The sequence below is a fragment of the Pseudomonas sp. C2.3V genome (assembly GCF_058536325.1).
Genome location: NZ_JBZUBN010000001.1, coordinates 764974 through 779930, shown reverse-complemented (window position 1 = coordinate 779930; position 14957 = coordinate 764974). Strand labels below are relative to the sequence as shown.

The following is a 14957-nucleotide window of genomic DNA, read 5'->3' as shown; positions in this document are numbered from 1 at the left end:
TCGCCTTCGGGTATCGTCCGGTCGAAGTTAGTGTTCATGGCTTGGTTGACTCCGCAACAACCGGTCTGGCGTATTCAGCCTTGAGCTTACCGTTTTCATCCAGCAGCCAGGCATCAGCCACTTCCTTAAGTACGGGAGCAGCAATCCCGCTGCCCGATTCTCCGTTTTCAACCATAACGGAGATGGCTATCTGTGGGTTGTCAGCTGGTGCAAACCCTACGAACAGCGCATGGTCACGGTGGCGTTCCTTAAGCGCGGCGGAGTTGTAACGCTCGTTCTGGCGAATCGCGACCACCTGTGCAGTACCGCTCTTGCCTGCAATTCTGTAAGCGGCAGTAGCGCCCATCTTGTGCGCCGTACCACGTGCGGCATGAACTACCGCCTCCATGCCCTGAGTGACGCGCTCCCAGTTCGCAGGGTCCTTGAGCAGGATATCCGGCATCGGGTTTGGATCAACGGGCTTTTGATTTTCAATGGTTTTGGCCAAATGCGGGCGAATCCACTTACCGTGGGTGGCAATGAGGCTGGTGACCTGAGCCAATTGCAAAGGCGTTGTCTGCATATAGCCCTGGCCAATTCCCAGGATCAGCGTCTCACCGGGGAACCACACCTGACGGCGCGTGACACGTTTCCACTCCCGAGAGGGCATCAGGCCCGAAGCCTCTTCGAACATATCCAGCGAGACCCGCTGCCCAACGCCAAAACGGCTCAGGTAATCATGCAGCCGATCTATGCCGATCTTGTGGGCAAGATCATAGAAATAAGTATCATTGGAACGCATGATGGCGGTTTCGAGATCCACCCATCCATCACCACTGTGGTTCCAGTTGCGATATTTGTGATCGTAATTGGGCAGCTGGTAATAGCCCGGGTCAAATACCCGGGTACTGGGTGTCACCACACCGGCATCCAACCCAGACAGTGCTACAGCAGGCTTGATGGTGGAGCCTGGCGGGTATAAACCGCGCAAGACGCGGTTATACAGTGGACGGTCAATGGAGTCGCGAAGCTCTGCATAATCCTTGAAACTGATGCCGGCCACGAACAGATTGGGGTCATAGCTGGGCTGACTGACCATGGCCAGCACTTCCCCAGTACGTGGCTGGATAGCGACGATGGCTCCACGTCGTCCTCCCAGAGCCTTCTCCGCAGCGGCCTGCAGGTTGGCATCCAACGTCAGCACGATATCCTTTCCAGGCTTTGGATCGGTACGATTCAGAACACGCAGCACGCGCCCCCGCGCATTGGTTTCGACTTCTTCATACCCTACCTGTCCATGAAGCTCGCTTTCATAGAACCGTTCGATGCCGGTCTTGCCGATATGGTGGGTACCGCTGTAGTTGACCGGATCCAGCTTTTTCAGCTCTTGCTCGTTGATACGGCCGACGTATCCAACCGAATGCGCAAAGTGCTCACCCAGTGGATAATGCCGTACCAATTGGGCAGCGACATCGACGCCCGGCAATCTGAACTGGTTGACCGCAATACGGGCAATCTGGTCTTCAGTCAGCTCAAACAGGATGGGAACCGGCTCGAAAGGCCGCCGCCCCTGCTTCATTCGCTTTTCGAAGAGCTCCTTGTCCTCAGATTGCAGCCCCAGCACCTCAACAACCGTGTCGAGGGTCTTCTTCCAGTCACCTGCCCGCTCACGTGTCACGGTCAGGCTAAAGCTGGGCCTGTTATCCGCCAGAATGACCCCGTTTCGGTCATAGATCAGCCCCCGCGTCGGCGGAATCGGCTGCACGTGCACGCGGTTGTTTTCAGAAAGCGTAGAGTGATAGTCGTACTGCATAACCTGCAGGTAGTACATACGCGCTACCAGCAGGCACGACAAAAACGCAATCACGGCCATGCCGATGAACACGCGCGAACGGACCTGGCGAGCGTCTTTTTCGTGGTCCTTGAGACGAATCGGTTGCGGCATCGACGAGTGGAAACGAGATTACTTGTGGTAAGGGTGCCCAGCCAAAAGCGTCCAGGCTCGATAAATCTGCTCGCCGACCAGAATACGTACAAGCGGGTGAGGCAAGGTCAAGGGTGACAATGACCAACGCTGCTCACTGCGCGCCATGACCTCCGGCGCGAGCCCTTCCGGGCCACCGACCATGAGATTGACGTTACGGGCATCAAGTCGCCAGCGGGAAAGTGTTTCGGCCAGTTGCTCCGTGCTCCACGGTCGACCGCCCACCTCCAGCGTTACTATACGCTCTCCAGGCTGAACCTTTGCCAACATGGCTTCACCTTCCTGACGGATAAGTCTGGCCACATCAGCATTCTTGCCTCGGGTATTAAGTGGAATTTCCACCAGTTCCAGAGGCAGTTCAGGCGGGAGACGCTTGACGTACTCTTGCCAGCCTTCTTCGACCCAACGCGGCATGCGCGAGCCGACAGCAATCAATCGCACACGCACGGTATCACTTACTCGCCATGGGCTGCGCGACTTTGCTCTGCACCGCGCCAGAGGCGCTCCAGATCATAGAATTCACGGGTAGCCGGCAACATGACGTGCACCACAACGTCACCCAGATCCAGCAGTGCCCATTCACCTGCTTCCAACCCTTCACTACCCAAGGGCTGGACGCCGTTCTTCTTGACCTTTTCCACAACGTTATCCGCCAGTGATTTCACATGACGGCTCGAGGTGCCGCTGGCGATAACCATGACATCCGTCACGCTGGTCTTGTCGCGCACATCCAGCACGGTAATGTCTTGGGCTTTCATGTCTTCCAGCGCGTCAACCGCGAGCTGAACGAGTTGTTCACTTTGCATAACTACGTATAAACCTCATATTCAAGTCGTAGCACGGTACAGGCCGTGCGTTTCGATATAGTTCATTACCGCGTCCGGCACGAGGAAACGTACCGACTTTCCTGCAGCAAGCAGGCCCCGTATTTGAGTGGCAGATACCGCCAGGGGCGTCTGCCAGATGTAGGTGATCTGCCCCGCTGGCCCGGAAAGCGCCTGGGGATCGGACTGCGTACGCGCAGCGATCAGATCACAGAGTGCCTGGGGTGGCTCGCTGTCCGCATCGGGACGCTGCAGGACCAGAATGTGGCAATGATCCAGGAGTTCAGTCCATCGATGCCATCCTGGCAATCCACAGAAGGCGTCCCAGCCCAACATCAGTAAAAGCTGCACATGTGGCCCCATATCCCGGCGCAGCGCTTCAAGCGTTTCGATCGTATAGGAGGGGCGTTCACGTCGAAACTCAATATCATCCACACGCAAATACTCGACACCTTCAACAGCCAACCTGACCATTTCCAACCGCTGCTGAGCCGAAACCTGCGGAGCGTTACGATGAGGTGGACGCGCCCCGGGAATCAGCCGCAACTCATCGAGCCCTAGCTGTTCGGCCACTTCCAGCGCACTGCGCAAATGGCCGATGTGAATCGGATCGAAAGTGCCGCCGAACAATCCGATACGTGTGACCATCAAGAACGAACTTGCCCGTCACCAAGGACGATATACTTTTCGCTGGTAAGACCTTCCAGCCCTACCGGTCCGCGGGCATGCAGCTTGTCGGTCGAAATTCCGATTTCTGCGCCGAGTCCATATTCAAACCCGTCGGCAAAGCATGTGGGCGCATTGACCATCACGGAACTTGAATCCACTTCCGCCAGGAACTGCCGCGAACGACCCAAGTGCTCCGTTACAATGGAATCGGTGTGATGCGAGCCATAATGGTTGATATGTGTAATAGCCTCTTCGATGTCGGCCACTACCTTGATTGACAGAACAGGAGCCAGATATTCAGTACTCCAGTCCACATCATGGGCAGGGACGGCATCGATGATATCACGCGTGCGCTCACATCCTCTGAGTTCCACGCCCTTTTCCCGCAACGAGGCAGCCATGTTCGGCAAAAAGGCATTGGCAACTGCGGCTTGCACCAGAAGGGTTTCCATCGCCCCGCAGATACCATAGCGATAGCACTTGGCATTGAGCGCAATGCGATGCGCCTTTTCCAGATCGGCATGCTCGTCCACATAAACGTGGCAGATACCATCCAGGTGCTTGATCACAGGCACCCGAGCATCCTGACTGATTCGCTCAATCAGCCCTTTACCGCCCCGGGGAACGATCACATCTACATATTCAGGCATGGTGATCAGGGCACCAACCGCAGCACGATCCGTTGTTTCGACAACTTGAACTGCTGCTGCTGGCAATCCTGCCGAAGCAAGCCCTTCCTGGATGCACAGCGCAATGGCCCGATTGGAGTGAATGGCTTCGGAGCCACCTCGCAGAATTGTGGCGTTACCGGACTTCAGACACAGGCTGGCCGCATCGATGGTCACATTGGGACGTGACTCGTAAATGATGCCAATGACACCCAACGGGACACGCATCTTACCGATCTGGATACCTGAAGGGCGATAGCTCATATCACGAATAGCACCCACAGGATCCGGCAGAGCTGCGACCTGACGTAATCCAGCGATCATGCCATCGATACGCGCTGGGGTCAGCGCCAGACGATCCAGCAGTGCTGAGTCGAGTCCTGCTACGCGACCTGCAGCCAGATCTCTCTCATTGGCCTCAACCAGTAACGGTCGCGCACGATCCAGCGCATCTGCAACAGATAGAAGCGCCTTGTTCTTCTGTGCAGTCGAAGCTCTGGCCAAAAGGCGCGAAGCTTCACGGGCCGCACGGCCCAAGCGGGTCATATAGTCGTGCACGGACTCGGTCATGGCAAAAATGAGTTTGGCTGAAAATTAAACAATTATACCGGGGTAAACCCAAGACGGACAGTCATGACATGCAGCCGTCATAGATTGAAAAGCTTTAACGCTTCAGCCCTGGACCCGAAACGGAAGCGCCTGGGTATTATCGAGACGGCGAACCGGTTCCTATTCCACATAACGCCTACTGAACCGCTCATCGCCAGATTAGTCGAAAACGCGTTATAGCAAAGGACCTACCCTCTCTCTCATGACAGCCTTTCTTGCCGACCTGAATGCCTGGTTAAGTGCGCATCCCCATTGGTTGGGAGCTGCCGTATTCATCACGGCCTTTCTCGAGTGCCTCGCACTGGCAGGCCTACTGGTGCCTGGCACCTTTGCCCTGTTTGGCATCAGCGTACTGGCAGGCAGCGGTGTGCTGGGTCTTAGCGAGACTCTTATCCTGGGCTACCTGGGTGGTCTGCTGGGGGATGCCGCCTCGTATTATCTGGGCAGACGATTCCATCAGAATATCCGGAGCCTTCCCGGGCTGCGCACCCATCCAGAATGGATTTCGTCAGCGGAGACCTTTTTCCAGCGCAACGGCATTACCAGCTTGTTGATAGGCCGCTTCATTGGGCCGCTGAGGCCCATGCTGCCCATGATTGCCGGAATGCTGGACATGCCTGTCATCCGCTTTACGGTCGTCAGCCTCATCGCCGCGGCAGGCTGGTCGATTGTATACCTGCTCCCGGGCTGGATGACCGGTGCGGCCTTTCGCCTTCCTCTGCCGCCTGACTTCTGGCCCCAAGCCGGAATCATAGCCGGCAGTGCAGCCGTTTTGCTTGTATTCATCATGCATGCCACCTTGCGCGAGCGCAGCGGCTCGACCTTCATGATTGCTGTGCTGACCTTTGTGCTTCTGCTTGCCTTGTTACTGGGCTGGCAGCATTTGCGTTCGCTGGATGAAGGCATCATGACCCTCGTTCAGGAGCACCGGCAGCCCTACCTGAACAGTGTTGCGGTCATCATTACCCGCTTGGGCGACTTCCGAACCCAATTGGTCGTGGCAATCATTCTGATCGTGCTGCTGGGAGCGATGCGCCAGTGGCGCGGTATGTTCTTTTCCCTGGGCTCATTGCTGGGAACGGCGGTAGCCAACGGCACACTGAAAAACCTGCTGGCGCGAGCGCGTCCAGACATCCTGGCCGAACCACTAACAACCTATAGCCTGCCTAGCGGACATAGCTCGGCATCGTTTGCCTTCTTCCTAACCCTGGGTATTCTTGTCTCGCGCGGCCAATCCCCGCGAGTGAGACTGACATGGCTAGCCGTAGCCGCCCTACCCGCTCTCACGATTGCCACAACGCGTGTCTACCTGGGCGTGCATTGGCCCACCGATGTCCTGGCAGGAGCACTGTTGGCGGGCAGTTTCTGCGCTCTGAGTCTGGCTGTCATGCAACGGCAGGCAAGGCTTCAGCCGCTGACGCTTCGCTTCTGGTGGATATTCATTCCAATCATACTTGCGGTCTTCACCTTTGCAGCCGCCTGGGCCTTGCCGGTTGCCATAGAACGCTATATGCCTGCTACATAATAGCCCACCTCACTCCTGCAGGCTGGACAGCAGTTCATGAAGGCGATCCAGGCGCTCACCTGGATCGTCGAGCGAAAGCAGCTCGTTTTTCTGATCAGGCGTAAAAGGCAGCAGATATCCAAGCCGGTAACCCAATTCGCGCTGCCCACTGGCCGTCCCATCCAGGTCCAGCGCAGCCACCATAGGATGCTCGGCCAATGCCTGCAACAGGGCAGCCAAGTCATCATGCTGATCGCTCAAAGGGCGCTCGGCCGGCTCGTCCAGCCATTCAACCGTACCCATAGTCAGCTGATCATCCTGAACTTCGGTATCCAACAGTCGAAACCGCCGTACACCCTCGACCCTGACGCCCAGCAACCCATTGGACTGCTGCTGCCAGTCCCTGACCACCGCTTCACAACCGAAGCCTCCAAGACGGGTTGGTGCAGCACCCACTTCCTCTCCTTCAAGGATAGTCACCACACCAAAACCGATGTTCTGCTTGAGACAGCGACTAATCATGTCGAGGTAGCGAGGCTCGAACAGCTGCAGATCCAAGGGGCAGCCTGGAAAAAGCGTGGTCGACAGGGGAAACAAGGGAAGCTTCATAAGGCATCTCGATCTATCGTCAGGATTGCCTATTGACGCCTTTAAGTCCGCCACGTGCAATGGCGGACCCGAAAAACGTCACATTTAGAAGCGATAAACTTCCGCACCCGTACGAATGGGAATGATCTTGGGAAGCTTTGCGGGTGCCTCAACTTCTTGAGCCACTTGTGTCCTGGACTGCCTGGAAGATGACTTGGCGGCCTTCCTGGAAGCCTGCTCAGCCGCAGTGACCGCACCGGATAGCTGCTTGGCCAGCTGCTGCAACAGAAGGCTCTGGGCTCTGACCTGATCTGCTTCGGTTCCGTTGTGATTCTCCTCAAGGTGAACCATCCGACTGCCCCTGAGCTTTTCATTACTATCCAGCAGGTGCCAGCGTGCATCAAGGACAGCAGACTGCTTCGGACCGGAGTCCAGGCGAGAAATCTCCAGTTCAACCATGATCTCAGGTTTGTACCCTTCGGGGGCATCCCCTATCACGACCCTGTTACTGTTGAGACGCCATGCCATCTGACGGAGCAGTACATGCTGCATATCATCAGTGAGAGAGCCTGCCCAGCGCGCCTTGCTGTCCGACAAGGAACCATCGGGGTGCCGCTGCAGCAGGGTGTCGTGCTGCAGATAATTGGCAATGTTCAGGCTGCGAATTTGCACAGCGGTGCCGGCCCTGGTCTTGGGAACCGAAGCCGTCCCGCTGTCCAGCTGATAATAATGAGCCGGATATAGGCTAGCGCAGCCGCCCAGACCCAAGGTCATGGTAGCTGCAAGCAATGCCATCAAACACGTTCGCTTCATTGAGTACCTACTGTCGAGCCACGTCCTGGCTGAAACCGATTACGTCGGACGAAAACAGACGGCGAATCATCCTAGAATTTTACGCCATCTTCCAGCCAATCCGATCAAATCTCGACATCCAAGGCATCAACACGCTGGAAACCGCGTGGCAGTTTGTTGCCGCGACGCCCGCGCTCACCTCTGTAATGCTCAAGGTCATCGCCCTTGAGGGACAAGGTCCGCTTACCTGCCTGCAACACCAGCTGACCACCTGGCGGTACGATGGCAAAGCCCACCATGTACTCTTCACGACTGGCGACCTTATCACCGGGAATCCCAATGATCTTGTTGCCTTTACCCTTGGCCAGCTGAGGCAGATCAGACACATTGAAGACCAGCAGACGCCCTTCAGTCGTAACTGCTGCAAGCAGATCCTGCTCAGCATTGCGAACCACCTTAGGCACCATGACCTGCGCCCCCGCCGGCAAGTTAATCAAGGCCTTGCCCGCCTTGTTCTTGGCCTGCAGATCTTCGCCTTTGACAACGAACCCATATCCTGCATCGGATGCCATGACATACAGCTGCCCGTCATCCGGCAGAAGTACCGTTTCGAACGTAGCGCCCGGCGGCGGCATAAGACGCCCCGTCAAGGGCTCACCTTGTCCCCGCGCAGAAGGCAGCGAATGTGCAGCCAGTGAATAGCTTCGCCCCGTGGAGTCGATAAAGACGGCAAACTGATTGGATCGCCCTGGCGCCGCGGCCTTGAATCCATCTCCCGCCTTGTAGGAAAGGCCGGTGGCATCGATGTCGTGCCCTTTGGCGCTGCGAACCCATCCCTTTTCAGACAGGACAACCGTTACCGGCTCAGTAGGCATAAGTTCGGTTTCAGACAACGCGCGCGCTTCCGCACGCTCGACAATCGGTGAACGCCGCTCATCGCCATACGCCTCGGCATCCTGGATCAGCTCATCGCGCACCAGCTTGCGTAGCTTCTTGTCGCTGCCCAATAGCCCTTGAAGTCGCTTTTGCTCTTTGAGGAGTTCGTCCTGCTCGCTCTTGATCTTCATTTCCTCCAGGCGCGCCAGCTGACGCAGCCGGGTATCGAGGATGTAGTCAGCCTGGGTCTCGCTCAACCCGAAACGAGCCATCAGCACAGCCTTGGGCTGCTCCTCGGTACGGATGATATGAATCACTTCGTCCAGATTGAGGAAGGCGATCATCAAACCTTCGAGCAGATGCAAGCGGCGCTCGACCTTGTCCAGACGGAATTGCAGGCGACGGCGTACAGTGCCGATACGGTACGTCAGCCACTCACCCAATACCTGCCGAAGGTTCTTGACCTGCGGCTTGCCATCCAACCCGATCACGTTGAGGTTTACGCGATAGCTGGACTCCAGATCGGTTGTGGCAAACAGATGCTGCATCAGCTCGTCGAGGTCGACCCGATTGGAGCGTGGCACGACAACAATACGGGTCGGGTTTTCATGGTCGGATTCGTCACGCAGGTCAGCGACCATCGGCAACTTTTTGGCTTGCATCTGGGCAGCGATCTGCTCCAGCACCTTGGCGCCCGACACCTGATGCGGCAGCGCTGTGATGACAACCTCGCCATCTTCCTTGCGGTATACGGCACGCATGCGTACGGAGCCGCGACCTGTCTCGTAAAGCTTCAGAAGATCCGCACGTGGGGTGACGATCTCTGCCTCGGTCGGAAAATCCGGACCTGGCACATGCTCGGTCAACTGAGTAACCGTTGACTGCGGCTCATCCAGCAGACGGATACACGCGGCGGCGACCTCCCGAAGGTTATGGGGAGGAATATCGGTAGCCATCCCTACGGCGATACCGGTCGTGCCGTTGAGCAACAGATTGGGCAGCCGAGCAGGCAATACCGCGGGCTCATCCATGGTGCCGTCGAAATTGGGCACCCAATCCACAGTACCCTGCCCCAGCTCAGTCAGCAGGACTTCGGAATAGCGGGACAGCCGCGCCTCGGTATAACGCATGGCGGCAAACGATTTGGGATCGTCAGGGGCGCCCCAGTTGCCTTGGCCATCAACCAGTGGATACCGGTAGGAGAATGGCTGCGCCATGAGCACCATGGCCTCGTAGCAGGCACTGTCGCCATGCGGATGGTACTTACCCAGCACATCGCCTACGGTACGGGCTGACTTTTTGTGCTTGGCATCGGCGCTCAGGCCAAGCTCGCTCATCGCATAAATGATGCGCCGCTGCACAGGCTTCAAACCGTCGCCGATATGAGGAAGGGCTCGGTCCATGATGACGTACATGGAATAATTCAGGTACGCCTGCTCGGTAAAATCGGCCAGCGAACGGCGTTCTACACCGTCCATACTCAGATCGAGAGAGTCGCTCATGCGGTTTACTCTTGTTTCGTATACTGGCGCAGCAGCAAGGTGCCGCCGCGCTGGGTGAATTCAAGTTGGCGCAGGGCGCTCATACCAAGCAGCACCTGATCACCATCGATATTGGGCGCAACCAGCGCACGTACGTCGTGCAGCACGATATCGCCCAATCGAAGCTCATTGATACGGGTACGCCAGCCTTCGGCCCGACCATTGGCTGTGCTCAACAGAACAGGGCCGCCATGGGGCAGTTTCAGCGTGGCCGCCAGCTCAGCTGACAGGGCAACATCAGTTGCGCCCGTATCGACTACAAAGGTGACGTCCTTGCCATTCAGCGATCCGTTGGCCAGAAAGTGTCCTGCACCATTACCGGCCAGACTAACCTCGATATAGCCATCGCCGTGCTGGGAGACAGGCACCTGATTAGGGTTCTGCCGCTGCAGCTCAAGGCCGCCAAACCAGTGCGCCAAGAGCCATAGCCCTGCCCCCCACGCAAGAAAGAGCATGACGCGTCCGGCACGCTGGCCTGCCGTCTGATGACTCACGGTGCGTCCCAGCCCGCGGCGGGTGCAGCGTAATGCAGAACGTAAGGCCGCTTGTCACCATCCTCGCGCGCCAGATCACCGGTATCCAGGCCAATCCAGGCGCCTCGCTCGTCTATCCATAGCGCCTCGGCCAATCCCCAGTTCTGCCGGTAATGCCGAACAGGGGCCAGCAGTGTTTTAGCGAATGACCAACAGCGTTCGGCAATACCCGACTCAGCGCTACGACGACAGAGTTGATGAGCCGCACGTTCCAGGGTAAAGAGCTTTCCGTGGTAATAGACCATGTCGGAAAAGTCGACAGGTAGCGGGCCGCGTTTACCCAGCGCAGGCGGAATCGGTGTGGTCCCGCCCTCGGCAAACATGACGCAGCTACCATGGCAGACCCACTTATCGCCCTGCTTGAACAGCGTCAGGATTCCGCGGCGCTGCCGCTCTGCTGCCAGCCAGATCTGCTGGCCATCCGGGCTTACAGAGATACCTTCATAAATGGAATTGAAGTGTGTAAGAAGACCATGACGGTTTGCCTGTGACATCAGGTTCCAAGGCAGCTTCAGCCAGGACTGACCACCCTGCACAGGATCGAGCAATACTGCCGCGTATCCTTCGCTGACCAGATAACGGTTACCCGCCTCATCACAGGTGATGCCCTCAAGATCGACCGTCCCGCCTCGCTTGTACTCTGCAAGGCGGACAAACAGGCGAAGGTTCCAAGGCAGCCCTGCTGAAGGCGGAGGGCCTGCCGAAATCGGATGAGCTTCGGCCTTCCAGATCTCGCCGCTCGAGTCCAGACGATAATATTGGTCATCGTCGCGATCCGATATCGTCCAGAATTCACCCTTGCACAGTGCCAGGCCGGACAGATTGCCGCCTCGCATCCCTTCCACAGGATATTCTGCTTCCAGGCGCAGCTCTTCCGCTGCACTGGCCTGCTGCAAACCGAGACCTAGCAGTATTAATAGAGCCCACAGGCGCCAATGCTTACTCAAACAAGCACCTCAGCCAGGTTCCCCTTGCTCTCCAGCCAGCTTTTGCGATCCCCAGAGCGTTTTTTTGCCAACAGCATATCCATGATTTCGAGCGTCCCAGGAGTGTCCTCCAGGGTAAGCTGCACCAGCCGTCGCGTATTGGGATCCATCGTGGTCTCACGCAACTGAAGCGGGTTCATCTCACCCAGCCCCTTGAATCGGGTCACCTGTGGCTTGCCACGCTTCTTCTCGGCCGCAAGGCGATCAAGGATACCGTCTCGCTCGGCCTCATCCAGCGCATAGTAGACCTCCTTACCCAGGTCAATCCGATACAGGGGAGGCATGGCGACATAGACATGCCCGGCCTCCACCAACGGTCGGAAGTGGCGCACAAACAGTGCACACAGCAGCGTGGCGATATGCAGACCGTCAGAGTCGGCATCCGCCAGGATGCAGATTTTGCCGTACCGTAGCTGGGAAAGGTCCGCTGCACCGGGATCCACGCCAATCGCAACCGCGATGTCATGAACCTCCTGGCTACCCAGAACCTCACCACCGTCGACTTCCCAGGTGTTCAGGATCTTACCGCGCAACGGCATGATCGCCTGAAACTCCTTATTGCGAGCCTGCTTGGCGCTACCGCCTGCTGAGTCCCCTTCAACCAGGAACAGCTCACAGCGCAGCGGCTCCTGCCCTACGCAGTCCGCGAGCTTACCGGGCAGTGCGGGGCCTTGAGTGATCTTCTTACGCTCAACCTTCTTGCCAGCCTTCAGGCGACGCCCGGCATTGTTGATGGCCAGCTCAGCGACTTGCAGACCCAGCTCTGGGTTGGCATTAAGCCAAAGGCTGAAGGCATCTTTAACGACGCCCGAGACGAACGCTGAAGCCTCACGCGAGGAGAGACGCTCCTTGGTCTGGCCAGAGAACTGAGGCTCCTGCATCTTCATCGACAGGACGAAGGCGATGCGCTCCCAGATATCCTCGGGCGCAAGCTTAAGACCACGGGGCAAGAGATTGCGAAACTCGCAGAACTCACGAATGGCATCGAGCAGCCCCTGACGCAAACCATTGACGTGCGTTCCACCCTGGGCAGTAGGGATTAGGTTGACGTAGCTTTCCTGAACCGACTCACCGCCTTCAGGCAACCACAAGAGCGCCCAGTCGACGGCCTCCTTGTCTGACGCCAGGCTGCCGAAGAACGGAGCCTCCGGCAGGCGTAAGGCGTCACCTACCGCATCAACCAGATAGGAGCGCAGGCCATCTTCATAATGCCACTCGATACGCTCACCGCTGGCCTTGTCCTCGAAACTGACCGCAAGGCCAGGGCAGAGAACGGCCTTTGCCTTGAGAATATGCTTCAACCGGCTGACAGAAAACTTTGGCGAGTCGAAGTATTTGGGGTCAGGCCAGAAATGAACGCTGGTGCCGGTGTTGCGCTTGCCGACACTGCCCACTACGGCCAGCTCACTCGCCTTGAAGCCATCGGCAAATGCCATGGCATACTCGCTGCCATCACGCTTGACCTTGATCTCGACACGGGTGGACAGCGCATTCACTACAGAAATACCCACCCCGTGCAAGCCACCGGAGAACTGGTAGTTCTTGTTGGAAAACTTACCGCCGGCGTGCAGTTTGGTCAGGATCAATTCGACGCCTGATACGCCTTCTTCCGGATGGATGTCGACTGGCATACCACGACCGTCGTCGAGCACTTCCAGAGAGTTATCCTCATGAAGGATGACCTGCACACTACGGGCATGACCGGCCAGCGCCTCGTCGACACTGTTGTCGATCACTTCCTGCGCCAGGTGATTGGGACGAGTCGTGTCGGTGTACATGCCCGGGCGCTTGCGCACCGGATCCAGTCCGGACAGGACCTCGATAGCTTCTGCGGTATAGGCGTTTTGCTGGGCCATAATCTCTATTTGAAAGTCGAAAAATCGATGCCATGCCACAAGACAGGCGAGAAACCGGCAAAGGACAATAGCGAAGGCAGCTTTTCAGCGAAGTTCTGGAAACCATGGTCTCCACCCGCTTCGATGCGCAATGCACATCCTTGATAAAGCGCCTGGGCGTCGCGATAGTCGAGCGTCTCGTCAGCCGTCTGCAGCCACACCTGGTAGCGGGAAGGATCCTGAGGCGCGCCCACATCAAGCGCCGCCAGCGCGTCAACGTGAGCGTCCGTCAATACCCACTCCTCACCGCTGTAATAGTTTTTCTGCGGCCCCCGATAAGCATCGATCAAACGCCAGGGGCGCACTGCCGGATTAACCAGTAGGGCCTTCAGGCCATAACGCTCGGCAAGAACGGTGGCATAGTAGCCGCCTAATGAACTGCCGACCAGTAAAGGCTGGCCCAAAGCAGCCAGAGATGTCTCAAGCTGAGACATGGCAATGACAGGGTCATAATGAAGATCAGGCACGCGAACGCACCCCTGCAGGCCGAGCTGCTGCATGCAGGCATGGAGCTGGCGAGCTTTGAGGGAAGCCGACGAGCTATTGAAGCCGTGGATATACAGTACAGAAGGCACTGGTTAATCCTGTATAAATAACCAGTGCTATATTAACCTTTTTTTGGCTCCTCTTGAAGGCCTATCGGCTAATAACCACTGCCCTGGAAATCCACATTGAAATCCACCCCTTCTACCCGCGAGATGCCGGTTTCAATCGTACCGTCCGGTAACAGCCTGAGCCAGCGGTAGCCTGGGGCTTGCATGCCCACTTTGAAATCGATGCTGTTCGGCTCGAACTGCAGCCCTGTTGACGGTGATGCCAACAGGCGCACACCGTTACGCATCTGATCAAATTCCTGATGGATATGACCCCAGAGAATGACGCGCACTTGCGAATACCGATCCAGCACTTCAAAAAGCGCCTCAGGATTGAGAACCCCTAACGGCTCCATCCACTGGCAGCCCACCTGAACAGGGTGGTGATGGAAAGACACCAGCACGTGTCGATCCGGTGCTTCGCTCAGTGCCTTTTCGAGCAGCTCGAGCTGCTCCTGGTCGAACCGCCCGGGCACGGCACCATTAATGGTCGAATCCAGCATGATCAGCCGCCACTGCCCCATATCGAGCACGGGGTCCATGAGGTCTGTTCCGGCACAGAAGGTTTGCATTACCTTGACCTTGTCATGGTTGCCCGGCAACCAGCGGGCAGGCGCATCAAGGCAAGCCGTAAGCTCCTTGAAGGACTGGTAGGCCTCGGGCGTACTTTCCTGTGCCAGGTCTCCGCTGGCCAGTATCAGGTCTATCGTCGGCTGCTCGGCTCGTACGCGCTCTACAACCTGTTCCAGGCTATAGCGGGTATCCAACCCCAACAGGCGCCCCTCGGGAGAGGAAAACAGGTGACTATCGGTAAGCTGGACCACAAGCGGTGCAGCGAGGAAATCTGGCGACGTAGCCAAAGCCATCTCCTTGAATCGCGGCGTCTACAACAAATCAAAGTGTAGAGAGTGCATGT

14 protein-coding genes are annotated in these 14957 nt (G+C 57.3%); 1 reads left to right on the top strand and 13 read right to left on the bottom strand.

Annotation, left to right across the window (positions count from 1 at the left end):
• Positions 1–34: 34 nt before the first annotated feature.
• From mrdA to AC4LF3_RS03710, 5 genes are read right to left on the bottom strand one after another with little or no spacing between them, the layout of a single operon-like run.
• Positions 35–1924, bottom strand: a complete 1890-nt coding sequence (gene mrdA, locus AC4LF3_RS03730; RefSeq protein ID WP_491834802.1) for a penicillin-binding protein 2 — start codon at positions 1922–1924, stop codon at positions 35–37.
• A gap of 18 nt (positions 1925–1942) precedes the next feature.
• Positions 1943–2410: a 23S rRNA (pseudouridine(1915)-N(3))-methyltransferase RlmH gene (gene rlmH / locus AC4LF3_RS03725; RefSeq protein ID WP_010797094.1), complete on the bottom strand. Its 468-nt coding sequence runs from the start codon at positions 2408–2410 to the stop codon at positions 1943–1945.
• Between the two features lie 8 nt (positions 2411–2418).
• A complete protein-coding gene (gene rsfS / locus AC4LF3_RS03720; RefSeq protein ID WP_010797093.1) occupies positions 2419–2769 on the bottom strand; it encodes a ribosome silencing factor in 351 nt (116 codons plus the stop codon).
• Between the two features lie 21 nt (positions 2770–2790).
• A complete protein-coding gene (nadD, locus tag AC4LF3_RS03715; RefSeq protein WP_010797092.1) occupies positions 2791–3435 on the bottom strand; it encodes a nicotinate-nucleotide adenylyltransferase in 645 nt (214 codons plus the stop codon).
• Positions 3435–4694 carry a glutamate-5-semialdehyde dehydrogenase gene (locus AC4LF3_RS03710; protein WP_239381884.1) on the bottom strand — a complete coding sequence of 420 codons (1260 nt, stop codon included), beginning with the start codon at positions 4692–4694 and terminating at the stop codon, positions 3435–3437. Before AC4LF3_RS03710 ends, nadD begins: the two co-directional genes overlap by 1 nt.
• Before the next feature lie 241 nt (positions 4695–4935).
• Here AC4LF3_RS03710 and AC4LF3_RS03705 point away from each other — a divergent pair, with 241 nt between their 5' ends.
• Positions 4936–6258: a bifunctional DedA family/phosphatase PAP2 family protein gene (locus AC4LF3_RS03705; RefSeq protein ID WP_074823033.1), complete on the top strand. Its 1323-nt coding sequence runs from the start codon at positions 4936–4938 to the stop codon at positions 6256–6258.
• A gap of 9 nt (positions 6259–6267) precedes the next feature.
• On the opposite strand, the gene AC4LF3_RS03700 is transcribed toward AC4LF3_RS03705, so the two are convergent.
• From AC4LF3_RS03700 to cpdA, 8 genes are all read right to left on the bottom strand, one after another.
• Complete coding sequence (locus AC4LF3_RS03700; protein WP_074823035.1) at positions 6268–6846, bottom strand: LON peptidase substrate-binding domain-containing protein; 579 nt, start codon at positions 6844–6846, stop codon at positions 6268–6270.
• 84 nt (positions 6847–6930) lie between these two features.
• Complete coding sequence (locus AC4LF3_RS03695; RefSeq protein WP_404625407.1) at positions 6931–7638, bottom strand: PqiC family protein; 708 nt, start codon at positions 7636–7638, stop codon at positions 6931–6933.
• A gap of 104 nt (positions 7639–7742) precedes the next feature.
• Entirely contained in the window at positions 7743–9995 is a 2253-nt protein-coding gene (gene parC / locus AC4LF3_RS03690; protein ID WP_491834801.1) for a DNA topoisomerase IV subunit A, read from the bottom strand.
• A 5-nt stretch (positions 9996–10000) separates the two neighbouring features.
• On the bottom strand, positions 10001–10528 hold the full coding sequence (locus AC4LF3_RS03685) for a retropepsin-like aspartic protease family protein (RefSeq protein WP_037030000.1): 528 nt from the start codon (positions 10526–10528) through the stop codon (positions 10001–10003).
• A complete protein-coding gene (locus AC4LF3_RS03680; protein ID WP_491834800.1) occupies positions 10525–11514 on the bottom strand; it encodes an esterase-like activity of phytase family protein in 990 nt (329 codons plus the stop codon). Before AC4LF3_RS03680 ends, AC4LF3_RS03685 begins: the two co-directional genes overlap by 4 nt.
• Complete coding sequence (gene parE / locus AC4LF3_RS03675) at positions 11511–13409, bottom strand: DNA topoisomerase IV subunit B (RefSeq protein ID WP_010797084.1); 1899 nt, start codon at positions 13407–13409, stop codon at positions 11511–11513. The genes AC4LF3_RS03680 and parE overlap by 4 nt, the downstream gene beginning before the upstream one ends.
• 5 nt (positions 13410–13414) lie before the next feature.
• Complete coding sequence (locus AC4LF3_RS03670; protein WP_404625403.1) at positions 13415–14023, bottom strand: YqiA/YcfP family alpha/beta fold hydrolase; 609 nt, start codon at positions 14021–14023, stop codon at positions 13415–13417.
• Between the two features lie 68 nt (positions 14024–14091).
• On the bottom strand, positions 14092–14907 hold the full coding sequence (gene cpdA / locus AC4LF3_RS03665; RefSeq protein ID WP_404625402.1) for a 3',5'-cyclic-AMP phosphodiesterase: 816 nt from the start codon (positions 14905–14907) through the stop codon (positions 14092–14094).
• Positions 14908–14957 lie beyond the last annotated feature (50 nt).